Here is a 22,261-nt window from a genome sequence, read left to right as displayed (position 1 = left end):
ATGAGGCACAAATGGTGGTCGGGAACCGTCGCGCTGCTGTCAGTCGCCGTCGTGCTGGCCGGTTGCGGTCGTGACGACCCGAGCGAACCCACGCGGCAACCGCCGACCGCGCCAGTCGGCGTCTCTCCCGCGGCAGCACAGTTCGCCGCGTCGCTCTCGCGGCGAGTCACCGGTGGCGAGATGTATGCCCACCTGGCCCGGCTGCAGGAGATCGCCGACAACAACGACGGCAACCGGGCCCTCGGCACCCCCGGTTATGACGCCAGCGTGGACTACGTCGCTAACACGCTGCGTGACAAGGGCTTCGACGTGCAGACCCCTGAGTTCGAGGTGCGGCTACCCTTCGCCGACGAACCCGCACTGACCGTCGGCGGCGAGAAGATCGCCGCGAGGCCGTTGAACTTCACCATCGGCACCCCGCCCGACGGTGTCTCGGGGCCGCTGGTGGCTGCCCGCGTCGAGGATTCACCGGGATGCACACCCGCCGATTACGACGGACTGACCGTGCGCGGGTCCGTCGTCTTGGTCGACCGCGGCACCTGTCCGTTCGCCGACAAGGAGAGCGCGGCCGCCGAACGCGGTGCCCTCGCCCTGATCGTCGCCAACAACGAGGAAGGCGACGAGATGGGCGGCACGCTCGGAGAGCAGACCGGCGTCGACATCCCCGTCATCAGCGTCACCAAGGATGCCGGCGCCCGACTGCGGGCCGACCCCGGCCGGACGACCATCAAACTCAACGCGGGCGTCCGCGTCGAGCAGTCGCGCAACGTCATCGCACAGACCAAGACCGGCGGCACCGACAACGTCGTCATGGTCGGTGCCCACCTGGACAGCGTCCCGGAAGGCCCCGGCATCAACGACAACGGTTCCGGAGTGGCCGCCGTCCTGGAGACCGCGCTGCAGCTCGGCAGCGCTCCTGACGTCAACTACGCTGTGCGCTTCGGCTTCTGGGGCGCCGAAGAAGTGGGCCTGATGGGGTCGAATGACTATGTGCAGTCGCTCAGCGTCGAGGAGCTCAGGAACATCTCGCTGTACCTGAACTTCGACATGATCGGGTCGCCGAACCCCGGTTACTTCACCTATGACAGCGACCTCTCGCTGCCACCGGATCCCGACGGCCCGCCGGTCGGCCGCATTCCGGAAGGGTCGGCGGGCATCGAAAGAACGCTCGTCGCCTATCTGGACGCCGCAGGCAAACCGGCCGAGGACATCAACTTCGACGGGCGCTCCGACTACGACGGCTTCGCCCTCGCCGGCATCGCGATCGGCGGGGTGTTCTCCGGCGCGGAGGCCGAGAAGACGCCCGAGCAAGCCGAGCGGTGGGGAGGTGAGGCCGGAGAGCCCTTCGACCCCAACTACCACAAAGAGTCGGACGTCTTGGCGAACATCGACCGCACGGCGCTGGCCATCAACGGTGCCGCCGTGGCGTACGCCGTCGGCGTCTACGCCCAAGACCAGGGTGGCCGCAACGGTGTGCCGATCCGGGAAGACCGTACGCGCCACCCGCTCGCGTCATGAAACGCTGGGCTGCCGTCGGGCTTGCCGCGATCCTGACGGCCTGCTCGTCGACGGACTCCAACCCGGCACCTGACGACCTGGGCCGAGAACTGGCCGCCAAAGTCACCGCCGACGGAATGTATCCGCACCTGCGCCGACTCCAGGAGATCGCCGACGCCAACGACGGCAGCCGGGCAGAGGGCACCCCCGGCTACGACGCCAGCGTCGACTACGTCGCAGAGTTGCTGCGCGACAGCGGCTTCGATGTCCAGACGCCGGAGTTCGAAGTCCTCGATCGCAGCGAGGGCGGCAACCCCGCCCTGCGGGTGGGCGGGCGAAGCTTCCCCGCCGAGCAGGCCTCGCTGCTGATCACCACACCGCCCGGCGGGCTCGCCGCCCCGACCCTGAGGCCCGGAAAGTCACCAGGGTGTCGCACCGCCGACTACGACGGCCGTTCGGTGAAGGGCGCCATTGCCGTCGTCGACGACACCGGTTGCTCGGTCGTCGACAAACAGAACGCGGCAGTGTCCGAAGGAGCGGTCGGCGTGCTCGTCGTCAACACCCGCGGAACCAGCGGCAGCCCGGCCGGACTGTTCACGCCCGGCTACTACCGGGAGCTGACCGTGCCCGTCGGAGTGATCAACCCCGATGCTGACGCCGCCCTGCGCCGCACCAGCGCACCGGTGCAACTCGTACTGGACAGCAAGCCGGTCATGACCAAGGCGCGCAACGTGATCGCGCAGACGCAGACCGGCGACACCGCGAATCTCGTCGTGGCGGGTGCGCATCTCGACAGCGTGACCCGAAGTCCCGGGATCAACGACGACGGCACCGGTGTGGCCGCGCTTTTGGAGACGGCGGCGGCGCTGGGTTCGGAACCGCAGATCACCAATGCCGTGCGGTTCGCCTTCTGGGCGTCGGAGGAGAACGGGCATGCCGGGCCGAGCCGATATGTGCACAGCCTGTCGCTCGAAGACCTGGCCGACATCGCGCTCTACCTCAACTTCGACATGCTCGGCTCGCCGAACGCAGGCTACTTCACCTACGACGGTGACCAGACCGCGCAGCCCAACCCGGAGATCCCGCTGCGATCGGTGCCGCAAGGCTCCGCGGGCCTCGAGCGCACCCTGGCCGGCTATCTCAACTCGGCCGGTGTGCGGCCCGCCGACATGCCGCTGGCCAAAGCCACCGACTACTACCCGTTTCTGACCGCGGGAATTCCGGTAGGCGGCCTGACGGCCGGCGCTTCGCAGCGGAAAACCGAGGTGCAGGAGCGCCTTTGGGGCGGCAAGGCCGGTGTGCCGTTCGATCCGAACTACCGCACGCCACGCGACCGGATCGACGCCGTGAACCGCGACGCGCTTTCGGTCCTGGGGCCGGCCGCCGCGTTCGCCGTCGGAACCTATGCGCAGGCCGTCGACGGCGTCAACGGAGTTCCGCCTCGGGATCAACGGCAACGGATCTCTCGGTAGCCTTCCGGTAGCCCAGCAGTCGCATGCCGTGATACACCGCCAGCGCGGCGATGGATCCCAGCGCAATGCCGGTGAACGTCAAACCCCCGCCCTGCCATGTGAAGTCGGCGATACCGATGATCAGCGGAATCGCGGCTGTCATCTGGTTCACCGGCTTCGTGAAGTCGACCCGGTTGGTCAGCCAGATCCGGATTCCGAGCACCCCGACGAGCCCGTAGAGCACCACGGTGGCCCCGCCGAGTACGCCGGCTGGAATGGCCGAGATCACCGCGCCCACCTTCGGGCAGAGCGAGAGCATGATCGCCACCGCCGCCGCCACCCAGTACGCGGCGGTCGAGTACACCCGCGTCGCCGCCATCACGCCGATGTTCTCGGCGTACGTCGTCGTCGCCGAACCCCCGCCGATGCCCGCCAGGGTGGTCGCCACACCGTCGGCCGCCAGTGCTCGCCCGATCAGCGGGTCGACGTCGGTGCCGGTCATCTGCCCGACAGACTTCACGTGCCCGATGTTCTCGGCGACAAGTGCGATCACCGCAGGCAGGAACATCGGCAGCACCGCCAGGGTGAACGTGGGCGTCTGGAACTCGGGCAGGCCCAGCCACGGTGCGGCCGCGATCGCCGACGTGTCGACCTCTCCCATCGCCAGCGCCAACAGATACCCGACCAACACCGCCAGGAAAATGGCGAGCCGACCGATCATCCCGCGGAAGAAGGCCAGGATGGCCACCAGCAACACCAAGGTGACGAGTCCGACCAGCGGCCCCTCCTCGAAATTCGCCTTGGCGGCCGGAGCGAGGTTGAAGCCGATCAGCGCGACGATCGCGCCGGTGACCACCGGCGGCAACGTCACGTCGATCCAGTGCGTACCCACCAGGTGCACGACCGCTCCGATCGCGACCAGTGCCAGGCCGACTGCAACCAGTCCGCCCAGCGCGCTGCCGGTCCCGTACGTGGCCACCGCCGCGGTGACCGGCGCGATCACCGAGAAACTGGAGCCCAGATAGCTCGGCAGCCGGTTGCCCGTGATCAGCAGGAACAGCACCGTGCCGACGCCCGAGAACAGCAGCGTCGTTGCGGGTGGGAAACCGGTGAGGACCGGCACCAGGAAGGTTGCGCCGAACATCGCGACGACGTGCTGCGCACCCAGGCCGATCATCCGGCCCCACCTGAGCCGTTCGCCGGGCGCGACGACGAAGTCCTCGCCTGCTCGTGCGTCGACCCGCGACCATGTCACTGGAATCACGGGGCATACCTTGCGGCGTGAACGCGGCGTCCGGCGTAGACCGCCGCGCCGATCAATACGACACCCGCGCCTGCCAGCACCGACGACACCGGCAGCAACATCGCCAGAAGCAGACACCCTGCCACACCGACCAGCGGTATGGCCTTGCGCGGCAACGTGAATGCGGCGGTGTTGGCGATGGCGTAGTAGAGCAGCACCGCGAACGACGAGAAGCCGATCGCGGTTCGCACGTCGACCAGCGCGGCGAGCGTCGCCACCACCACACCCACCGCGAGCTCCGCGCGGTGCGGGCTGTCGAACCGGTGGTGCACGGCCGCCAGCGCCTGCGGCAGGTGGCGGTCGCGGGCCATCGCCAGCGTCGTGCGCGACACCCCCAGGATCAACGCCAGCAGCGAGCCCAGCGCGGCGACCGCGGCGCCCGTCCGGACCACGGGCTCGAATCCTGGGTATCCCGCAGCGGCCACGGCGTCGGCCAGCGGCGCCGTCGCCGACGCCAGCGCTTCGCTGCCCAGCGCGGCGATGACGGCGACCGCGACGACGGCGTAGACGACGAGCGTGATGCCCAGCGCGATCGGGATCGCGCGGGGGATCGTCCGGGCCGGGTCGCGGACCTCCTCACCGAGGGTGGCGATGCGCGCATAGCCCGCGAAGGCGAAGAACAGCAACCCTGCGGCCTGCAGCACACCGACCACCGTGACATCGGAGCCCAGGGCGAGCCGCGCGCCGTCGGGCGCACCGAACCCGGCGATGACGACGACCACCGCGGCCAGCACCGCGAGCACGACGGCGACGATGAGCCGGGTCAGCAACGCCGACTTCCTGATACCCGCGTAGTTCAGGGCGGTCAGCGCGACGACGGCCGCCACTGCCACCGCGTGCGCCCACTCGGGCCAGACGTAGTAACCGACGGTCAGCGCCATCGCCGCACACGAAGCCGTCTTGCCGACGACGAAACTCCACCCCGCCGTGTATCCCCAGAACGGGCCGAGACATTCCCGGCCGTAGACGTAGGTCCCACCGGACTGCGGGTAAAGGGCGGCAAGGCGTGCCGAGGACGTGGCGTTACAGTAGGCGACGACGGCCGCGACGGCCAGGCCGATCAACAACCCCGAACCCGCCGCGGCCGCGGCCGGGGCCAGCGCGACGAAGATGCCCGCACCGATCATCGAGCCCATCCCGATGAGCACCGCGTCGGTGGTGCCGAGTCGCCGCTGCAGGGCAGGGCCGTGCGGCGGCGTGCTCACGGCGAGAATGTTAGATCAGCCGTCGTTGTCCTGCGGCTCCAAAGACTCGCTGGCCGAGGTGGCGGCCGAGGCGACGAGCACGGCCAGCAGCACCATCCCGGCGAGCACTGTCAGCGGCATGGTCCACAGCCGCCGCACCAGCAGAGCGCTCTGGCACTGCTCGACATAGCTCGACTCGCCGACGGTCGCCGCCGCCTGCGTCAGGTCGGTGAGGTAGCCGGTTCCGCACTTGATCTGCCAGCCGTACTGGTCGAAGGCGTCGAGGAAGACCGGGAAATTCATCGCCAGCAGACCGGCGGCCAACACGGCTCCAGCCACGATGCCGGTGTACGCGAGTCGATGATGTCGGTCCTGCATGGTTTCCCCGTTCCTGTCCAAGCAGCCTGCGCAGCGCGCCGAACACCCCACTATGTTAATGGCGATTCTGCGAATGAGGAAACGATTCTCGGCGATTGCCAAGGCAAGTCACCGGTTATGTGGACAGGGTCCGGGCACGGAGTTCGCCAGGCGAGTCGACTACCGGTTGCGTGCCATGTTGCCTGCGAGGTAGGCGAGATAGCCGACAGTCGCGAGGGCGGCGAGCTTGCGTGTCCTGCGCGACGCCAGCCCCAGTCCGATCGCGGTCTCGATGCCACCGTTGAGGTAGATGAACTGGCGGGTGTTTCGCGGAAACGCCTGCACCGTGGCCGACTCGAACAGTTGCGGCTTGACGAAGTGCGAGACCCCGACGGCGGCGACACCCAAGCCTGCCAGGGTGGCCGCCCGCGAACCGGTGCCCGGATCCTCTGTCACGTCTGTCGTTCCCTTCCTGTCACGCGATCTGGTAGTCGCTCAACGGATACTGCGACGCTTCCTTGATGGCCCGTCGCGTGGGCATCGGCCGCAGGAGCGTGGCCTCGCCGCTGGGGTTGAAGTAATAGGACCGCGACGAGGCGCAGTTGCCCACCGTGAACACCGAATCCGCGATCAACTCCGTCATCCGGTCCAGGTAGCGGGTGTTGGCTTCCTCGGTCACCTCGAACGTGGTCGCCCCCCGGCGCTTCACCTCGCCGAACAGCCTGTCCATGTGGCGCATCTGGTATTCCATGGTGTTGAAGAAGTTCAGGCCGAGGAAGGCATACGGGCTGGCCAGGCTGAGCAGGTTGGGGAAGTAGGGCATCGAGACGCCCTGGTAAGCCTGGAACCGGTTCTCGCGCCACCACTTGCCGAGGTTGCGTCCCTGGCGGCCGACGATCTCGATGGCCGGGAAGTTCGCCTCCCACAGGTCGAAGCCGGTGGCCAGCACCAACGTGTCGATCACCGTCTTCGTTCCGTCATTGGCCACGATGCCGTCGGATTCGATCCGCTCGATACCCGAACTCTGAAGGTGCACATGGGGTTTGGTGAAGACCCGGTAGTAGCTGTTGGAGAACGTGGGCCGCTTGCAGCCGAAGTCGTAGTCCGGTGTCAGTTGCTCACGCAACTCGGGGTCCCGGATCGAGAAGAACCGGTGCATCTTGGCCAGGTCGGAGGCGGCGATGTTGAGCCGTCGAAACAGCGTCTGGCGGTGATGAAGTCCGACGAAGATGAAGAACTCATACAGCGCGTCGGTGACCATCCGGACCGCGCGCTGGGTAAGCGGCACACGGGCGAACAACCGCTTGGCGCGCTCGGAGATGGGGAAGTCGAGTTTCGGCACGACCCAGATCGGGGTCCGTTGATAGACGGTCAGCTCGGCGGCTTTCTTGGCGAGTTCCGGAATGAGCTGTACCGCCGTTGCGCCGGTGCCGATGATCGCGATGCGGCGTCCCTCCGGCTCGTAGCCGTCGTCCCAGGCGGTGGTGTGGATGACCTTGCCGTCGAAGCTCGTGATGCCCGGAATGTCAGGGGTGTGCGGCTGTGACAGGAAACCGGTGGCCGTGATGAGGTAGCGCGCGCTCAGCGTGTCGCCACCGCCCAGCGCGATCCGCCAGACCTTGGCGTCCTCGTCCCAGCGGGCGCCCTCGACCGTGGTGTTGAACCGCATGTGCTTGCGCACGTCGTACTTGTCTGCGACATCATCGGCATACTGCTTGATCTCGCCGCCGGTGGAGAACAAGCGCGACCAGTTCGGGTTCGGCTCGAAGAAGTAGGAGTAGGTGGTCGTCGGGACGTCGACGGCCAGGCCCGGGTAGTGGTTGACGTGCCACGTTCCGCCCAGGTCGTCCTCTCGGTCGAGGATGACGAAGTTCTCGTAGCCCATCCGCTTGAGCTGGATGGCCGCGCCGATGCCCCCGAACCCGGCGCCCACGATGACGGCGTCGAACTGTTCCGAAGTCATGCCCGCACGGTACCTCAGGTACCGGATTCAGCCCTTGAGGGAACCGGCCCTTGGCGGATTCAGCGTCGCGATACAGGTGACAGCGCGGTCCCCCTCCGCCCACGTCTCGGCCGTCGGGTACAGCACGTACAACTGCACGGCGTCGTCCTCCATCGCCGCAGGCGAGTAGCGCGCCAGTTCAGGGCTGCACCTCTCGGTGTAGCTGTCGATCACGGCCTGACCGGGGAAGTCGCCGTCGGGCATCTGCAGTACGGCGAACACCTCCCCGGCATGTGGTTCGGCGCAGTCGACGGTCTTGACGGTCCGCACCCGGGTGTCGCCCGGGATCTCCGACAAGCAGTCGCCCTCCTGAACGTCGGTCGCGGTGACGGTCCCCGCGTCGAGCACGACGAAGGCGAGGATGGCGATGATGGCCAACGTCCACAGCGCGGACAGCACCAGGCCGGCGATGGCCAGCCCGCGTCCGCCCTGGCCGTCCTTGGCCTTCTTGAGTCCCACGATGCCGCAGACGACGCTGATGAGCACGCCGCCGATCAGCCCGAAGATCAGCGAGACGATGGCCCACCAGTTCGTCTTGTTCTGCGCGGGCGGCTGGCCGTAGTAGCCGGGGCCGCCCTGCGAGTACGGCGGCGGAGGTGGCGGCGGATAACCCCGGCGGGGGCGGGTAGCCGTACGAGGGCTGCTCGCCATACGAGGGCTGCTCGCCGTACGGTGGCGGAGGGGGACCGGGCGGCGTGGTCACGCGAGAACCGTAACCCGTCGGCCGCCCGTTGGCTGCATATCGACTGCCGCCGACGACGACACGATCCTAGGGCGCACCGAGCAAGCGGACTGCCGCGTCGACTGCGAGTGCGGGCACATCGAATGTCTTGGAGCCCAGATCGTGGCGCGCTCCGGCGATTTCGACGATGGTCGTGCGCGCACCGATGAGGTCGGCGGCCGGGCGAAGTTCGTCGATGGAGCCGAACGGATCCGCCGAGCCGTGGGTGAACACCGTCGGCACGGTGATGAGGGGCAGGTGATCGGTGCGTGCCCGCTCCGGCTTGCCCGGCGGGTGCAGGGGATAGGAGAACAGCGTCAACACGTCGACCTCGGTTGCCCTGTCGGCAACCGCCATCGAGGTCATCCGGCCGCCGTAGGAATGCCCGCCTGCGATGACGGGGCCGCCGGCCAGCGTCCGCGCGACCGCAACGGCCTCGGCCACCCCCGCCTGATCGGCCTTCGCCGAACCGGACGGCGGCCCCTTGGGGCGGCGCCTTCGATAGGGCAGGTTGTAGCGCACCGCCAACCAGCCGCGCCGAGCCCACTCGTCGCAGATCCTCTTGAGCAAGGGGGCTTCCCGGCTGCCGCCCGCGCCGTGGGTGAGGACGACGACGCCCGCCGGAGTGCCGTCGGGTTCATGGGCGACTCCGGCGATGTCCTCGAGCGTCACTCGGTCAGCCTGAACAGCGCCGAGACGGGGCCGTGACCCTGCCCCAACGGGTATGCGGCACGCAGACATTCGGTCACCCAACGCTTTCCGAACGCGACCGCGTCGGGAACGGTGTAACCATGTGCCAGCGCGCTGGCCACCGCGGCTGCCAGGGTGTCTCCCGCGCCGTGGTCGTGGCCGGTGTCGATGCGGGTGGCGTCGAACTCGTGAAATTCCGTGCCGTCGAAGAGAAGGTCGGGGCTTTGAGCCGACGAACGAAGGTGGCCACCCTTCACCAGCACCCAAGGCGGGCCCAACGCATGCAGGGCACGAGCAGCGTCGCGCTGGGTGTCATCGTCGACGACCTCGATGCCGACGAGCAGGCGGACCTCGTCGAGATTCGGCGTCACCAGCGTCGCAAGCGGAAACAGCCGTTCCTTCATGGCGTCGAGTGCGCTGGGGTGCAGCAGCGGATCGCCGTGCATCGAGGCGCACACCGGGTCCACCACCAACGGGACCGCGCCGGCAAGACCCTGGCCGCGCCAGGCGCCGGCCACCGTGTCGATGATCTCGGAGGACGCAAGCATGCCCGTCTTGGCCGCCTGCACACCGATGTCGGAGGCCACCGCCTCGATCTGGCCGCCGATGACGTCGAGCGGAATCTCGTGAAAGCCCTTGACGCCCAACGAGTTCTGCACTGTGACCGCAGTGACCGCCACGAGGCCGTGCACGCCCAGCAGCGCGAAGGTGCGCAGGTCGGCCTGGATGCCTGCGCCGCCGCCGGAGTCGGACCCGGCGATCGTCATCACCCGAACCGGCGTGGTCTGCGGCTCGGGCAGCGGCAGATAGTTCATGCCAGCGGCAGGTACACGCGATTGCCGTGGTCGGCGAACTCCTGGGATTTCTCGGCCATCCCCTTGACCAGCGCGGCCTCGATGTCCTCTTCAGTCTCCAGCCCGTGTTCGGCGGCGTAGTCGCGGACATCCTGGGTGATACGCATCGAACAGAACTTCGGACCGCACATCGAGCAGAAGTGCGCGGTCTTTGCCGGTTCCGCCGGAAGCGTCTCGTCGTGGAATTCGCGTGCGGTGTCAGGGTCGAGCGACAGCGCGAACTGGTCGTGCCACCGGAACTCGAAGCGGGCGCGCGACAGGGCATCGTCGCGCTGCTGTGCGTGCGGATGGCCTTTGGCGAGATCGCCTGCGTGCGCGGCGATCTTGTAGGCGATTACCCCGTCCTTGACGTCCTTACGATCGGGCAGGCCGAGGTGTTCCTTGGGCGTGACGTAGCACAGCATCGCGGTACCGGCCTGGGCGATGATCGCCGCACCGATGGCGCTGGTGATGTGGTCGTAGGCGGGCGCGATGTCGGTGGTCAGCGGGCCCAGCGTATAGAACGGCGCTTCCTCGCACAGCTCCTCCTCGAGCCGCACGTTCTCGACGATCTTGTGCATCGGCACGTGGCCGGGTCCTTCGATCATGACCTGCACGCCATGCGATTTGGCAACCTTCGTCAGCTCGCCCAGAGTTCGCAGTTCGGCGAACTGGGCGGCGTCGTTGGCGTCGGCGATCGATCCGGGCCGCAGCCCGTCGCCGAGTGAGAACGTCACGTCATAGCGCTGCAGGATCTCGCAGAGTTCCTCGAAGTGGGTGTAGAGGAACGACTCGCGGTGGTGGGCCAGACACCATGCGGCCATGATGGAACCGCCGCGGCTCACGATCCCGGTGACACGCTTGGCGGTCAGCGGCACGTAGCGCAGCAGGACACCGGCATGCACCGTCATGTAGTCGACACCCTGCTCGCACTGCTCGATCACGGTGTCGCGGTAGATGTCCCACGTCAGCTCCGCCGGGTCACCCTTGACCTTCTCGAGCGCCTGATAGATCGGCACGGTACCGACCGGCACCGGCGAGTTGCGCAGGAGCCACTCGCGGGTCAGGTGGATGTCCTCGCCCGTGGAGAGGTCCATGATCGTGTCGGCACCCCACCGCGTGGCCCACACCATCTTGTCGACCTCTTCGGCGATCGAGCTGGTGACAGCCGAATTGCCGATGTTGGCATTGACTTTCACCGCGAAGGCCTTGCCGATGATCATCGGCTCGGTCTCGGGGTGGTTGTGGTTGGCGGGGATCACCGCGCGGCCGGCCGCCACCTCGTCGCGCACGAGCTGGGCAGGCATGCCTTCGCGTTCGGCGATGAACGCCATCTCGGCGGTGACCTCGCCGTTGCGGGCGCGCTGCAGTTGCGTGCCGCGGTCGCGAATCACTCCGGGGCGCGGCGGTAGTCCGGCGTTGAGGTCGAGTGCGGCGCTCGGATCGGTATACGGCCCGGAGGTGTCGTACAGGTCGAGGTGTTCACCGTTGGTCATGTGCACGCGGCGAAACGGCACCTTCGCTCCCGGGATCCCAGGGAGCTCCCGGTAGACCTTGGCGCTGCCCGCGATGGGCCCGGTGGTCACGGACGGATCGACTTCACTGGTCACGACTGGGGTCATTCCTTCATCTCCCTACGCCGGCATTACCCGGTCAGGTTCGTACGGTCGACGGGCACACCCGTCCTCTCAGCGCTTTGGTTGCGCTCCCGTGTGGACACTGGCCACGCTAGCGCAGCGCCCCGCGTCGGGGAATAGCGAGCTGCCGACCAATCCGCCGGTGTTCGCCCAAACCTTTCGGAGTTGTTTGCCTGCCGGCCGGGTATCCGCTGGGCATGTCATCGACGACTGACCACAGACCGGGCGACATCCGCAAGCAGGCCCGCGAGCAGGCCGCAGACGCCCGGGAAGCGATGGACGCGAAACGTCGGAAAAACGACGCCGGCGTCAGCGGCTGGCTGAACCGGCGAGCAGGGGACTGGGACTTGAACCCGCCGGACGAGCCGACGATGCAGCGGCAGAAATTCTTCTGGAACACCCTTGTCGACCACTGGTTCCGGATGGAGTTCGACGGCTGGGAGAACTTGCCGGACCCACCGGTGCTGCTGGTCGGCATCCACTCGGGGGCGCCCTTTGTGTGGGATGCGTGGACGGTCGGAGTGCAGTGGTGGCGGCGGTTCGGCCAGGACCGTCCGCTGCACGGCACGGCGCACGACGCGCTGATGGCCATCCCGCTCATCGGCCGCTACTTCCGGGCGATGGGAGTGCTCCCGGCCGCTCCCGACTCGATGGCGACCGCCCTTGCCGAGGGCCGAGACGTCGCGGTGTGGCCCGGCGGCGAGGTCGATTCGCTGCGTCCATGGAGTGAGCGTGATCGCGCGAACCTGGCCGGAAGAACCGGATTCGTGAAGATGGCGATCCGCGCCGGTGTGCCGATCGTGCCGATCGCCACGGTGGGCGGCGCCGACGCGATGCCGGTTCTCATCCGCGGCGACGGCCTGTCCAGGGCACTGAAGCTGGATAAACTGTTGCGGCTCAAGGTATTTCCCATCGCGCTTTCGCTGCCCTGGGGGATCGCACCCGCCGCGCTGCCGCAGTTCCCGCTGCCGGCCAAGATCCGCACCCGGCTCATGCCTGCGGTCCGGCTGGACGACGATGCGGACCGCGCGGAGGACGACGCCTACGTCGAAGAGAAATACCGTGAGGTCGAGAAGAGCATCCAGCGCGGCATGGATGCACTCGCCCGCAAGCGGGCGCTCCCACTGTTCGGTTGACGCTAGGCGAGATCGACCAGCACCGGCGCGTGGTCGCTGGCGCCCTTACCTTTTCGCTCCTCACGAACGATCTCGGCATGGGTGATGCGCTGCGCCAGCGCCGGTGAGCCGAGGATGAAGTCGATGCGCATACCGCGGTTCTTCGGGAACCGCAGTTGGGTGTAGTCCCAGTACGTGTAGACGGCCGGGCCTGGCGTGAACGGTCGCACCACATCGGCGAACTGTGCCTCGACGAAGGCGTTGAACGCCGCGCGCTCCGGTGCGGTGACGTGGGTGCTGTTCCGGTAGAACTCCACGCTCCACACGTCCTCGTCGGTGGGAGCGATGTTCCAGTCGCCGACCATCGCGATCTGCGCCGAAGCGTCGTCCGACAACCAGTTCGCGGCGGCGTCCCGGAGCGCAGCCAGCCAGTCGAGCTTGTATTCGTAATGCGGCGAGCCGACGAAACGGCCGTTGGGCACGTAGAGGCTCCAAACCCGCACCCCGTTGCACGTCGCACCGAGTGCCCGCGCCTCGGCGGCCGCCTCGATCTCCGGCTTGTCACTCCAGGTCGGTTGGCCCTCGAAGCCGACCTCGACGTTCTCGATGCCGACCCGTGAGGCGATCGCCACGCCGTTCCACTGGTTGAAACCGCAGTGCGCCACCTCGTAGCCGGCCGCCAGGAACGGCATGTGCGGGAACTGCTCGTCAGAGCACTTGGTCTCCTGCATCGCGAGCACGTCGACATCGGCGCGCTCCAACCAGTCAGCGACGCGATCGACCCGCGCCCGGATCGAGTTCACATTCCAGGTGGCGATCCGCACGCGACCGAGACTACTGACGGGCTCCCCCACGCCTGATCCGGACGTCGTGTCGGTGGGATGACAGAACGTCGTGTCGGTGGGGTGACAGATTGCGCGGGGTCGACGTGGTGATCGAGAGCCGCAGACGTCAGGCCGCCTGGTTGCCGGGTGGTGCGGGTCCTCCGGGTTCATCGAAGTCGACCGGGTCTGGGGTGCCGGGTTGGACGTCGCTGTCCTGATCGCTGTCGGCGGACCCACCGGGGGCGGCAGTGGTGTTGGTGCGGCTCAGGGGTTCTGGTTGGTCGGGTGGACGGAGAAGTCGTTCGGGACGGTGGTAGTAGTTGAGCCGGGCTTGTCCGGTGTCCAGTGGCGCCGGCGGGATCCATTCGACCTCGCAGCGCTCGTTCATCTGGGTGGTCCAGCCGCCGTCTCGGCCGACGAGGCGATTGTCGGGCCCGCAGGCAAGGCCGATTTCGTCGATGTTGGTGTTGCCGCCGTGGGCCCAGTCGGTGGTGACGTGATGTGCTTGGGAGCCGTAGGCCCCGATGGTGCAGCAGGGTTTGGTGCATCCGCCGTCGCGGGCGATCAGCATGATTCGTTGCGCCGCAGAAGCAACTCGTCTGGCGCGGAACAGATCCAAGGCCGAGCCGGTGGCGCCGTCGAACACCGCCAGGTAGTGGTTGGCGTGTGCGGCCAGCCGGATGACGTCGGCGATCGGCATGATGGTGCCGCCGCCGGTGACACCGACCCCGGCTCGCGACTGCAGGTCCTGCAGCGTGGTGCGGATGATGATCGAGACCGGCAATCCGTTGAGCGCGCCGAGTTCACCGCTCATCAACGCGATGCGCCCGACAGCGACCAGGGCGTCGTGCTGGCGCTGGGCGAGGCTGCGGTGGTCGTTGTCGATCTGAGCCTGTGACGGCGTGCCCGACGTGCAGGGTTCAGCATCGTCGGGATTGCACATTCCCGGTGCGGCGTACTTGGCGAAGATCACCTCCCACGTCACCCATGCTTCGGGGGTCAGCTCCGCGGTGACGTTGGTCATCGCATCACGGCGCTGCTTGCCTTTCCAGACTCCACGCTTGCGGGCGCGTTCGGTGTCGTCGGGCTCGGGGCCGTCCTGGTCGAGCAGGTACAGCGTCAAGTCGGCTGTGTCTTTGAGCTCTTTGGGACCGACGCCGACCGCGGTCCGGACCAGGTCGACCTCGAACTGCTCACGGGTGGCCGCGTCCGCGAAACCCGGCAGGCGGTCGATCGCCTTGCGGATGACCTCGACGTGCTCACCGGTGATCAGCCCGTGGGCTTGGGCGAGGGCGGTTGCGGGCAACATCGGTGGCAGTGATGGTCCGGTCAACGCGCGCCGCGGTGCCAGCAGCGCCGCTTCGGTGAGCCGACGGTTGGCCTCGCTGGTCGAGATCCGCCAGCGGACCGCCAGCACCTCTTTCCATGACTTGGCACCCATCTCTTGGGGTGTCGCCTCGGCCTGCAAACGGGCCAGCAGCCGATGATTCACCGAGGGGAGCCGGCACCCCACCGTCTCCAAATCATCAAGGGCACTGACGAGTTCCGAGCGGGTCAGCAGCTCGACATCACAGGCAGCCAACTCCTCAACGGCAGCGGCGACCGCGGTGACCGCGGCCCGAAGCGCTTCCCTGGACATACTTCGAACATACATTCGACATCCGACATGTCTGACTGCCGCGAGTGCATCACCGCCGAACGCCGCCACCACCCTTCTGAGGCGCCTTCGCGGCGAGGTAACGGGATCGGTGTTGGACGTGAAAGCCCATCGACTCGAAAAGTCTTGTCGCCGCTGTGTTCTCGGTAAGCACCTGTAGATAGGCCCTTGTCGCGCCGAGTTCGGCGCCCCACGCCAGCAGGGTGTCGCACAGCCTGCGGGCATGGCCGCGCCGCCGCTGCGACTCGTCGACCCGCATGGCAGACAGCCCGACCCAACGGGTGCCGTCGGGCGCCGTGGTCACCGCCGCGCGTCCGACTGCCGCATCCTCGATCGACCCGAACACCACCTTGCCGTCGACCACCGCGGTGAGCACGTCGACCGGGACGTCGCGTTTATAGACCTCCAGCCAGCTGTCGTCCGGGACGGCGGTCAACCGCACGCCCGCGGCGCGTTCGCCGGTGACGACCGAAGTTCGTGCCATGACGAGGGTTTCGAGGTGCGGCTCGCCATCGGCCAGCCGGTAGAGCCGGTCAGGCAGCGACAACCACGGCGTGAGCCCCCGCTCGGCATACCAGTCGACGATGGCGGGCAGCGCCGATGCGTCGGCCTCGAACCCCAGCGGCACAGCTGAATTCGCGCGGTGTGTGTGTCCAGCTGCCGCCCGCAGCAGCCAGCCGCCGAGCCACCGTTGCTCCAGTCCCGGCCAGCCGAGGGCGGCGGCATGCTCGAGATTGCGGATGTCGGCGGTGCGCACCGGCACCGCAGACAGTTCCTTGAGGACCACCACATCGTCCATGTCGACGTCGACGAGGTCGCCCTGCTTGGTGCGAATCCGAAGCGTCGCGCCGACCTCGACCACGTACCCGACCACGTCGGTCAGCGGTGGCTCGGCACCTGCGGGCAGTCGGTAGCGGATCATCACCCGCGACCCCGCCGGAGGCGGCGTCAGCGGCTTCAATGTCCGAACGGGTCGGGGTCCTTGCCGGGCATCCACGTCAACCCGGGCACGCCCCAGCCGTGCGATTTCACCGCGCGCTTTGCGCTGCGGGCGTGTCTGCCCAACAACCGGTCCAGATACAGGAAGCCGTCGAGGTGGCCGGTCTCGTGTTGCAGCATTCGCGCGAAGAGACCCGTGCCCTCCACCGTGATCGGTGCGCCGTCGCCGTCCAGTCCGGTCACCCGCGCCCAGTCGGCCCGACCGGTCGGAAAGGACTCGCCGGGCACCGACAGGCAACCCTCGTCATCGTCGTCGGGATCGGGCATCGTCTCGGGCACGTCGGAGGTCTCCAGCACCGGGTTGACGACCACACCGCGGCGACGGGTGGCGCGTCCGCGCGCATCAGCGCAGTCGTAGACGAACACCCGCTTGGCGACTCCGATCTGGTTGGCGGCCAGTCCCACCCCGTTCGCGGCGTCCATCGTGTCGTACAGATCGCTGATCAAATCTACGATTTCGGCGGGTAGCGAACCGTCGTCGCCGACGGACACGGGCTCGGTCGCGGTGTGCAGGACCGGATCTCCTACGATGCGGATGGGTACGACGGCCATTCGGCAAGCTTAAGTGCGCAGGCATTGGCCACAGACTCGCGGGCATGTCTGACGCGTCACGGTGCCAACCCGTGATTGAATGAGCGCCGAACTACAGGGATGTCATTTGTCGGAAGGGTCCAGGATCGAGATGGACGGCGCGATCGCGCGGACTGAGCAATCCGGGAACGACTCCGATCTGTGCGACGGGCTGACCCGTCGCGAACACGACATCCTGTCGTTCGAGCGACAGTGGTGGAAGTACGCCGGCTCCAAGGAAGACGCCATCAAGGAACTCTTCTCGATGTCGGCCACCCGCTACTACCAGGTGCTCAACGCGCTTGTCGACCGTCCCGAAGCGCTGGCGGCGGACCCGATGCTGGTCAAGCGGTTACGTCGGCTGCGGGCGAGCAGGCAGAAGGCGCGAGCTGCCCGGCGTCTCGGCTTCGACGTCACCTGACCTTCCCGGCCCGGCGGGGCCGCTCGATAAGGTGGGCGCAATGAACCAGCGAGACTCGTCCGGCCTGCCGCTGCGCGCCATGGTCATGGTGTTGCTGTTCCTGGGCGTGGTGTTCCTCTTGGTGGCCCTGCAGGCGATGGGCTCCGGTGACGACGAGGACGCCCCGTCGCCGATCGCGACCACCACGACGTCCAGCCCGACGACGTCGGAGGCGCCCGGCCCGGCGCGGGCCGAGGTGCGGGTCTACAACATCTCGACGGTGCAGGGCGCTGCCGAGGACGTGGCGAACCGGTTGCGTGAAGCGGATTGGAATGTCACCGACACCACCAACCTGGAACTGCCCGACGTCACGGCCACCACGGTCTACTTCAGCGACGCCCCGGGCGAACGCGAAGCCGCCGAGGAGGTGGGCCGGCTGTTGGCGGCTCCGGTCGAACCGCGGGTGCCCGAACTTGCCGACCAGCCACCAGGCGTGGTGGTAGTGGTCACCGGCTAGGCTCTGCTCCATGCGCAAGATCGTCGCTTCCGGTGCCGTGTTCGCCTTGCCCGCCCTCGCGTTGAGCGCCTGCTACGCACCCGAGACGCCCAGCAGCACGCCCGGTACCACGCCGGCGATCTGGACCGGTTCGCCGCCGCCGGCCGCCCCGCCCGGTGAGGGCGGCGAGCCCGAGGCCGAGGGCCAGGCTCAGAACCAAACCACCGGCGAGACGCTGAGCGCCGACCTGCGGATGGCCGACGGCACCCCGGTCGCAACCGCCACCATCGAATTCACCGGTGACTACGCGACGGTCACCGTGCGAACCACAACCCCGGGTGAGCTCACGCCTGGCTTCCATGGGCTGCACATCCATCAGGTCGGTAAGTGCGAGCCCAATTCCGTCGCGCCAGCCGGGGGCGCGCCGGGGAATTTCAACTCGGCCGGTGGTCACTTTCAGGCGCCGGGCCAGAGCGGCCACCCCGCCAGCGGTGACCTGACCTCCTTGCAGGTGCGCGACGACGGCTCGGCGATGTTGGTGACCACGACCGGCGCGTTCACCGCCGAGGAACTGACCAGCGGCGAAGGCACGTCGATCATCATCCACGAGAAGGCCGACAACTTCGCCAACATCCCGCCGGATCGCTACCAGCAGGTCAACGGCGATCCGCCGCCGGATCAGACCACTCTGGCGACCGGCGACGCCGGCGCTCGGGTGGCATGCGGTGTTATCCGTACCGGCTAGCAGCCGCATCGACTTCGTCGGCTCGCCCCGACCGACGGTCGGCGTCGAATGGGAGTTCGCCCTCGTCGACGCGCAGACCCGCGGCCTGAGCAACGAGGCCGCGGCCGTCATCGAGGAGCTCGGCGAGAACAACCCGCACGTACACAAGGAACTGCTGCGCAACACCGTCGAGATCGTCACCGGCATCTGCGATTCCGTCCCGGAGGCGATGGACGACCTGCGTGCGACGCTGGCCACGGCGCGTCAGATCGTTCGCGGTCGCGGTATGGAGTTGTTCTGTGCGGGCACGCACCCGTTCGCGAAGTGGTCGCCCGGCAGCCTGACCGATGCGCCCCGGTACGCCGAGCTGATCAAACGTACCCAGTGGTGGGGCAGGCAGATGCTGATCTGGGGCGTGCACGTACACGTCGGAATCTCCTCGGCGCACAAGGTGATGGCTATCAACACCTCCCTGCTCAACCACTATCCGCACCTGCTGGCGCTGTCGGCGTCCTCGCCGTTCTGGGACGGCGAGGACACCGGCTACGCGTCGAACCGGGCGATGATGTTCCAGCAGTTGCCGACGGCGGGGCTGCCGTTCCACTTCCAGACGTGGACCGAGTGGGAACGCTTCGTCCACGATCAGAAGAAGACCGGAATCATCGACCACATGAACGAGATCCGGTGGGACATCCGGCCGTCCCCGCACATCGGCACGGTCGAGGTGCGGATCTTCGACGGCGTCTCCAACCTGCGTGAGCTCAGCGCGCTCGTCGCGCTCACGCACTGCCTGATCGTCGACCTCGACCGCCGCCTCGAGGCCGGTGAGCGGCTGCCGACCATGCCGCCGTGGCATGTGCAGGAGAACAAGTGGCGCGCAGCGCGTTACGGCCTCGACGCGGTCATCATCCTCGACGCCGACAGCAACGAGCGGTTGGTGACCGAGGACCTCGACGAGCTGTTGAACCGCCTGGAACCGGTTGCGCGGTCACTGCACTGTGCCGACGAACTCGCCGGCGTCGCCGACATCTATCGCACCGGCGCGTCGTACCAGCGGCAGCGCCGCGTCGCCGAGGAGCACGACGGCGACCTGCGTGCGGTGGTCGACGCGCTGGTCGCAGAACTGGAAATCTAGCCGTGGCCGCCATCCCGATGTTCCCGCTGCAGGTGGCGATGCTGCCCGGCGAGGAGCTGCCGCTGCGGATCTTCGAACCGCGCTACAGCGCCATGGTTTCGGACTGTCTGGCGATGGACGACCCGTCATTCGGCGTCGTGCTGATCGCCGCGGGTCGCGAGGTCGGCGGCGGTGACACCCGCAGCGACGTCGGTGCGCTGGCCCGCATCGCCGAGTGCGCCGACTTCGGCGACGGGCGCTACCGGCTACGGTGCACGATGGGCGAGCGGATCCGGGTGCTCGAGTGGCAACCCGACAACCCGTACCCACGGGCCGCGATCGAGCCGTGGCCGGATCAGCCCGGCGAGTCGGTCGACATCGACGCCATTCGCGAGGTCGAGGACCGGATGGTCGCACTGTTCGAGCGGATCGCCGCTTCGCGTGGCGCGGAGGTGAACGCCCGCGATATCGTCGCCGGCGCCGACGCGTCAGGTGATGTCGGAATGTGGCTGTACGCATTGACATCCCGCTTGCCCATGGGCCAGGCGGACCGCTACGCGGTGCTCGCGGCCCCGACCCCGGCCGAGAGGTTGGCGGCGCTGCGCGACGCCGTCGAAACGGTCACCGCCATGGTCGAGTTCCAGCTGCCCTCGGGCGATTAGGTCAGCAGCCGCCCCTCGGCGAAGAGTGTGCGTGGCGTGGTGTCGTCGGCCTCGCCTGCCGCACAACGCCCGTAGCGGTCCATCAGGTCAGCGGCCGCGATCGCGGTGACTTCCCACCCGCGCCGCAGAAACCAGTCGGTCACCTCGGAGGCTTCCACAGCGATGCGACTTCCCGGCGCGCTGAGATCCCCGATCCGCTCGAACAACACGCTCTGGTCTTCCGCGGACAGGGTCGGCAGCAGGTCCTCGGCGGCCCATGCGGTCGGCTCGTCGGGGTCGAAACCGCTGCGTCGCAGAGCCTCCGGCCAGTTGTCGTGCAGCGCGATCGGCACCGCCACGTAGTGTGCACCCGGCGTCGCGGCGTGCCGGCGCAGTGTCTCGGCCTTGAACGCCAAGACCGTAGGCTGGTCGATCTCGTACACCGCGCTGCCACCGACCCACGGCAGCCGCCATGCCCGCGCATCGAGCCCCGCCGCGAGGATCACCGCCTGGTCAATGCCGTTGGCGCCGGCGGCGATGAAGAACTCGTCGAACCACTTGGTGCGCGACGCCGCGTACCCGCAGGCGGCTCTGAGCCGCGCCGCCGTCTCAGCGACTGGCACCCGCCAGCCACGCTCGGCGGCGGCGTCGACGAACAGCTTCGCGTAGGGGTCGGTGAAGAGCGGGCAGTCGCTGTCCTGCTCCTGAACGCGCGACCACGCGACGGTAAGGGCCGTCACACCGTCGCCCTCGGTGATGTCGCGACCGGCGTCGTCAGCCCTTGCCATCGCCACCGCTTTCCGGTTCTGCGGCATACTGGTCCATCTCGTCGGCCGTCAGCAACTCGTCGCGGACGTTGTGCTCGCGGTAGGCGAGCTGACCGACGCGGTTGGCCACCACCGGCGCCGTGATGAGGGTGAACATCCCGGTGAGGACCAGCATGCCGACGTCGATGTGGCCGCGCAGTCTTACGGCGGCGCCCGCGAGTACCAGCAGTAGGCCGAGCACCTGCGGCTTGGAGGCCGCATGCATCCGCGACAGCGTGTCGGGGAAACGCACCACGCCGACGGCGGCGGTGAGCGCAAGAGCCGAACCGCTGAGCACCAGTACGGCCGTCACCACGTCGAGCGCGTTCATCGATGCTCCCCGTGCACCCGCGGCTTGTCGACGTCGGGCACCCGGAAACGCGCGACGCTGACCGAGCCGAGGAACGTGGTCAGAGCCAGCGCGGCCAGGCCGTAGGTCACCGTCGTGTCGCGGCTGAATGCCGCCCATGCGCCGATCCCGCACATCGTCACGGCCACAAGGGCGTCGAGGGCCACCAGACGGTCCAGCGTGCTCGGGCCGGCCAGCAACCGGAACAACGTCAACACCGACGCGGTGATGAGCATGACCCCCGCGATCACCCACACGACTGTCATGCGCGATTCGCCTCCTCGGTCACCGGCCGCCACTCGCTGTTGCGCTCGAAGGTGGCGACGAGCAACCGCTCGATCTCTTCGACCTGGCTGTAGAACCGGTTCACCGCCCGCTGGGAAGCGATGTCGAGGACGTGCATGTACAGCGTACGGCGGACTGGATCTATCTCCAGCACGATGGTGCCGGGAATGAGGTTGAAGATGCTGGCCGCCAGCGCCAGCACCAGGTCCGACTTGACGGCCAGATGTGCGCGTAGAACGGCCGACAACGGCGGCGGGCCCGGTTTCACCGCCAGGGCGGCGACCTGAACCGACGACACGATCAGGTACGAGGCGACGGTGAGCACCAGGCGAAGCAGCGAAACAGGATGCAGCCTGCCCTCCACCGGCACGACGGGCAACGGCAGCAGCAGAGTTATCACCGCCGCGATCGCCAGGCCGGATAGGATGTTCGCCGCCGAAACGGTGCCCCACAGCAGTATCCACACCATCACCAGCCAGCTGATCACAAACACCCGCAACGCGATTCGTCTCATCGCGGCCCTCGGCTCTTCGCGCAAGCGCTCATCGCGGCCCTCGGCTCTTCGCGCAAGCGCTCATCGCGGCCCTCGGCTCTTCGCGCAAGCGC

The 22,261-nt window shown here is 67.9% G+C and carries 24 protein-coding genes, 1 pseudogene and 1 riboswitch; of the genes and pseudogenes, 8 read left to right on the top strand and 17 right to left on the bottom strand.

Going from position 1 to position 22,261, the window contains the following annotated elements; all coding sequences use genetic code 11:
* Both K3G64_RS06540 and K3G64_RS06535 read left to right on the top strand, forming a co-directional pair.
* On the top strand, window positions 1-1,518 hold the full coding sequence (locus K3G64_RS06540) for a M28 family metallopeptidase (protein WP_238889816.1): 1,518 nt from the start codon (window positions 1-3) through the stop codon (window positions 1,516-1,518).
* Window positions 1,515-2,969, top strand: coding sequence for a M28 family peptidase (locus tag K3G64_RS06535; RefSeq protein ID WP_238889815.1), 1,455 nt, complete (start codon window positions 1,515-1,517; stop codon window positions 2,967-2,969). The genes K3G64_RS06540 and K3G64_RS06535 overlap by 4 nt, the downstream gene beginning before the upstream one ends.
* Here K3G64_RS06535 and K3G64_RS06530 read toward each other — a convergent pair.
* The 9 genes and pseudogenes from K3G64_RS06530 to thiC form a co-directional block, all read right to left on the bottom strand.
* Entirely contained in the window at window positions 2,923-4,212 is a 1,290-nt protein-coding gene (locus K3G64_RS06530; protein ID WP_238889813.1) for a uracil-xanthine permease family protein, read from the bottom strand. The two genes, K3G64_RS06535 and K3G64_RS06530, sit on opposite strands and share 47 nt — an antisense overlap.
* The gene (locus K3G64_RS06525) at window positions 4,209-5,387 is read right to left on the bottom strand and encodes an APC family permease (RefSeq protein WP_238950467.1); all 1,179 of its coding nucleotides are present in this window, start codon (window positions 5,385-5,387) and stop codon (window positions 4,209-4,211) included. The genes K3G64_RS06530 and K3G64_RS06525 overlap by 4 nt, the downstream gene beginning before the upstream one ends.
* An 84-nt stretch (window positions 5,388-5,471) precedes the next feature.
* On the bottom strand, window positions 5,472-5,774 hold the full coding sequence (locus K3G64_RS06520; RefSeq protein WP_370647112.1) for a hypothetical protein: 303 nt from the start codon (window positions 5,772-5,774) through the stop codon (window positions 5,472-5,474).
* A gap of 198 nt (window positions 5,775-5,972) precedes the next feature.
* Window positions 5,973-6,248 carry a hypothetical protein gene (locus tag K3G64_RS06515; RefSeq protein WP_238889809.1) on the bottom strand — a complete coding sequence of 92 codons (276 nt, stop codon included), beginning with the start codon at window positions 6,246-6,248 and terminating at the stop codon, window positions 5,973-5,975.
* Between the two features lie 19 nt (window positions 6,249-6,267).
* Window positions 6,268-7,755 carry a flavin-containing monooxygenase gene (locus K3G64_RS06510; protein ID WP_238889807.1) on the bottom strand — a complete coding sequence of 496 codons (1,488 nt, stop codon included), beginning with the start codon at window positions 7,753-7,755 and terminating at the stop codon, window positions 6,268-6,270.
* 27 nt (window positions 7,756-7,782) lie between these two features.
* A pseudogene (locus K3G64_RS06505) lies at window positions 7,783-8,497 on the bottom strand (septum formation family protein).
* Window positions 8,498-8,563: 66 nt separating this feature from the next.
* A complete protein-coding gene (locus K3G64_RS06500) occupies window positions 8,564-9,187 on the bottom strand; it encodes an alpha/beta hydrolase family protein (protein ID WP_238889806.1) in 624 nt (207 codons plus the stop codon).
* Window positions 9,184-10,020 carry a bifunctional hydroxymethylpyrimidine kinase/phosphomethylpyrimidine kinase gene (gene thiD, locus K3G64_RS06495; protein WP_238889805.1) on the bottom strand — a complete coding sequence of 279 codons (837 nt, stop codon included), beginning with the start codon at window positions 10,018-10,020 and terminating at the stop codon, window positions 9,184-9,186. The genes K3G64_RS06500 and thiD overlap by 4 nt, the downstream gene beginning before the upstream one ends.
* Window positions 10,017-11,648, bottom strand: coding sequence for a phosphomethylpyrimidine synthase ThiC (gene thiC, locus K3G64_RS06490; protein ID WP_238889804.1), 1,632 nt, complete (start codon window positions 11,646-11,648; stop codon window positions 10,017-10,019). Before thiC ends, thiD begins: the two co-directional genes overlap by 4 nt.
* Before the next feature lie 4 nt (window positions 11,649-11,652).
* Window positions 11,653-11,760: riboswitch (TPP riboswitch) on the bottom strand.
* Window positions 11,761-11,872: 112 nt separating this feature from the next.
* On the opposite strand from thiC, the gene K3G64_RS06485 reads away from it, so the two are divergent.
* Window positions 11,873-12,811 carry a lysophospholipid acyltransferase family protein gene (locus tag K3G64_RS06485; RefSeq protein ID WP_238889803.1) on the top strand — a complete coding sequence of 313 codons (939 nt, stop codon included), beginning with the start codon at window positions 11,873-11,875 and terminating at the stop codon, window positions 12,809-12,811.
* Window positions 12,812-12,813: 2 nt separating this feature from the next.
* On the opposite strand, the gene K3G64_RS06480 is transcribed toward K3G64_RS06485, so the two are convergent.
* The 4 genes from K3G64_RS06480 to K3G64_RS06465 all read right to left on the bottom strand — a co-directional run bounded on the left by K3G64_RS06480 (window position 12,814) and on the right by K3G64_RS06465 (window position 16,822).
* Window positions 12,814-13,614 carry an exodeoxyribonuclease III gene (locus K3G64_RS06480; protein ID WP_238889802.1) on the bottom strand — a complete coding sequence of 267 codons (801 nt, stop codon included), beginning with the start codon at window positions 13,612-13,614 and terminating at the stop codon, window positions 12,814-12,816.
* Window positions 13,615-13,741: 127 nt separating this feature from the next.
* Complete coding sequence (locus tag K3G64_RS06475) at window positions 13,742-15,268, bottom strand: HNH endonuclease signature motif containing protein (protein WP_238889801.1); 1,527 nt, start codon at window positions 15,266-15,268, stop codon at window positions 13,742-13,744.
* Between the two features lie 34 nt (window positions 15,269-15,302).
* A complete protein-coding gene (locus K3G64_RS06470; protein ID WP_238950465.1) occupies window positions 15,303-16,193 on the bottom strand; it encodes an N-acetylglutamate synthase, CG3035 family in 891 nt (296 codons plus the stop codon).
* Window positions 16,194-16,228: 35 nt separating this feature from the next.
* Entirely contained in the window at window positions 16,229-16,822 is a 594-nt protein-coding gene (locus K3G64_RS06465; RefSeq protein WP_238889800.1) for a peptide deformylase, read from the bottom strand.
* A 130-nt stretch (window positions 16,823-16,952) separates the two neighbouring features.
* Between K3G64_RS06465 and K3G64_RS06460 the strand changes: the two genes are divergently transcribed.
* From K3G64_RS06460 to K3G64_RS06440, 5 genes are read left to right on the top strand one after another with little or no spacing between them, the layout of a single operon-like run.
* Window positions 16,953-17,261: a DUF3263 domain-containing protein gene (locus K3G64_RS06460; RefSeq protein WP_238889799.1), complete on the top strand. Its 309-nt coding sequence runs from the start codon at window positions 16,953-16,955 to the stop codon at window positions 17,259-17,261.
* A gap of 40 nt (window positions 17,262-17,301) precedes the next feature.
* Window positions 17,302-17,757: a LytR C-terminal domain-containing protein gene (locus tag K3G64_RS06455; protein WP_238889797.1), complete on the top strand. Its 456-nt coding sequence runs from the start codon at window positions 17,302-17,304 to the stop codon at window positions 17,755-17,757.
* A 10-nt stretch (window positions 17,758-17,767) separates the two neighbouring features.
* A complete protein-coding gene (sodC, locus tag K3G64_RS06450; RefSeq protein WP_238889795.1) occupies window positions 17,768-18,481 on the top strand; it encodes a superoxide dismutase[Cu-Zn] in 714 nt (237 codons plus the stop codon).
* Window positions 18,462-19,595: a glutamate--cysteine ligase gene (locus K3G64_RS06445; protein WP_238889793.1), complete on the top strand. Its 1,134-nt coding sequence runs from the start codon at window positions 18,462-18,464 to the stop codon at window positions 19,593-19,595. Before sodC ends, K3G64_RS06445 begins: the two co-directional genes overlap by 20 nt.
* Before the next feature lie 2 nt (window positions 19,596-19,597).
* Window positions 19,598-20,236 carry an LON peptidase substrate-binding domain-containing protein gene (locus K3G64_RS06440; RefSeq protein WP_238889791.1) on the top strand — a complete coding sequence of 213 codons (639 nt, stop codon included), beginning with the start codon at window positions 19,598-19,600 and terminating at the stop codon, window positions 20,234-20,236.
* On the opposite strand, the gene K3G64_RS06435 is transcribed toward K3G64_RS06440, so the two are convergent.
* Genes K3G64_RS06435 through K3G64_RS06420 form a run of 4 tightly spaced genes read right to left on the bottom strand, consistent with a single transcriptional unit; the run spans window position 20,233 to window position 22,169 of the window.
* Entirely contained in the window at window positions 20,233-21,003 is a 771-nt protein-coding gene (locus tag K3G64_RS06435; protein WP_238889789.1) for an SAM-dependent methyltransferase, read from the bottom strand. The two genes, K3G64_RS06440 and K3G64_RS06435, sit on opposite strands and share 4 nt — an antisense overlap.
* Window positions 20,990-21,352: a monovalent cation/H(+) antiporter subunit G gene (locus K3G64_RS06430; protein ID WP_238889787.1), complete on the bottom strand. Its 363-nt coding sequence runs from the start codon at window positions 21,350-21,352 to the stop codon at window positions 20,990-20,992. The genes K3G64_RS06435 and K3G64_RS06430 overlap by 14 nt, the downstream gene beginning before the upstream one ends.
* The gene (locus K3G64_RS06425; protein WP_238889785.1) at window positions 21,349-21,636 is read right to left on the bottom strand and encodes a monovalent cation/H+ antiporter complex subunit F; all 288 of its coding nucleotides are present in this window, start codon (window positions 21,634-21,636) and stop codon (window positions 21,349-21,351) included. Before K3G64_RS06425 ends, K3G64_RS06430 begins: the two co-directional genes overlap by 4 nt.
* The gene (locus tag K3G64_RS06420; RefSeq protein ID WP_238889783.1) at window positions 21,633-22,169 is read right to left on the bottom strand and encodes a Na+/H+ antiporter subunit E; all 537 of its coding nucleotides are present in this window, start codon (window positions 22,167-22,169) and stop codon (window positions 21,633-21,635) included. The genes K3G64_RS06425 and K3G64_RS06420 overlap by 4 nt, the downstream gene beginning before the upstream one ends.
* Between the last annotated feature and the right edge of the window lie 92 nt (window positions 22,170-22,261).

Source organism: Mycobacterium sp. IDR2000157661 (genome assembly GCF_022317005.1).
Classification (GTDB): domain Bacteria; phylum Actinomycetota; class Actinomycetes; order Mycobacteriales; family Mycobacteriaceae; genus Mycobacterium.
The sequence above is the reverse complement of the archived record's forward strand: the minus strand, read 5'-3'. Positions and strand labels throughout refer to the sequence as shown.

Excerpts from the sequence above, each read along its gene's own strand:
- K3G64_RS06460 (WP_238889799.1), top strand. The coding sequence starts at position 16,953 with ATGGACGGCGCGATCGCGCGGACTGAGCAATCCGGGAACGACTCCGAT.
- thiD (WP_238889805.1), bottom strand. The coding sequence starts at position 10,020 with ATGAACTATCTGCCGCTGCCCGAGCCGCAGACCACGCCGGTTCGGGTG.
- sodC (WP_238889795.1), top strand. The coding sequence starts at position 17,768 with ATGCGCAAGATCGTCGCTTCCGGTGCCGTGTTCGCCTTGCCCGCCCTC.
- K3G64_RS06475 (WP_238889801.1), bottom strand. The coding sequence starts at position 15,268 with ATGTATGTTCGAAGTATGTCCAGGGAAGCGCTTCGGGCCGCGGTCACC.
- K3G64_RS06540 (WP_238889816.1), top strand. The coding sequence starts at position 1 with ATGAGGCACAAATGGTGGTCGGGAACCGTCGCGCTGCTGTCAGTCGCC.
- K3G64_RS06420 (WP_238889783.1), bottom strand. The coding sequence starts at position 22,169 with ATGAGACGAATCGCGTTGCGGGTGTTTGTGATCAGCTGGCTGGTGATG.
- K3G64_RS06435 (WP_238889789.1), bottom strand. The coding sequence starts at position 21,003 with ATGGCAAGGGCTGACGACGCCGGTCGCGACATCACCGAGGGCGACGGT.
- K3G64_RS06425 (WP_238889785.1), bottom strand. The coding sequence starts at position 21,636 with ATGACAGTCGTGTGGGTGATCGCGGGGGTCATGCTCATCACCGCGTCG.
- K3G64_RS06430 (WP_238889787.1), bottom strand. The coding sequence starts at position 21,352 with ATGAACGCGCTCGACGTGGTGACGGCCGTACTGGTGCTCAGCGGTTCG.
- K3G64_RS06485 (WP_238889803.1), top strand. The coding sequence starts at position 11,873 with ATGTCATCGACGACTGACCACAGACCGGGCGACATCCGCAAGCAGGCC.
- K3G64_RS06465 (WP_238889800.1), bottom strand. The coding sequence starts at position 16,822 with ATGGCCGTCGTACCCATCCGCATCGTAGGAGATCCGGTCCTGCACACC.
- K3G64_RS06455 (WP_238889797.1), top strand. The coding sequence starts at position 17,302 with ATGAACCAGCGAGACTCGTCCGGCCTGCCGCTGCGCGCCATGGTCATG.
- K3G64_RS06510 (WP_238889807.1), bottom strand. The coding sequence starts at position 7,755 with ATGACTTCGGAACAGTTCGACGCCGTCATCGTGGGCGCCGGGTTCGGG.
- K3G64_RS06470 (WP_238950465.1), bottom strand. The coding sequence starts at position 16,193 with ATGATCCGCTACCGACTGCCCGCAGGTGCCGAGCCACCGCTGACCGAC.
- K3G64_RS06525 (WP_238950467.1), bottom strand. The coding sequence starts at position 5,387 with ATGGGCTCGATGATCGGTGCGGGCATCTTCGTCGCGCTGGCCCCGGCC.
- K3G64_RS06535 (WP_238889815.1), top strand. The coding sequence starts at position 1,515 with ATGAAACGCTGGGCTGCCGTCGGGCTTGCCGCGATCCTGACGGCCTGC.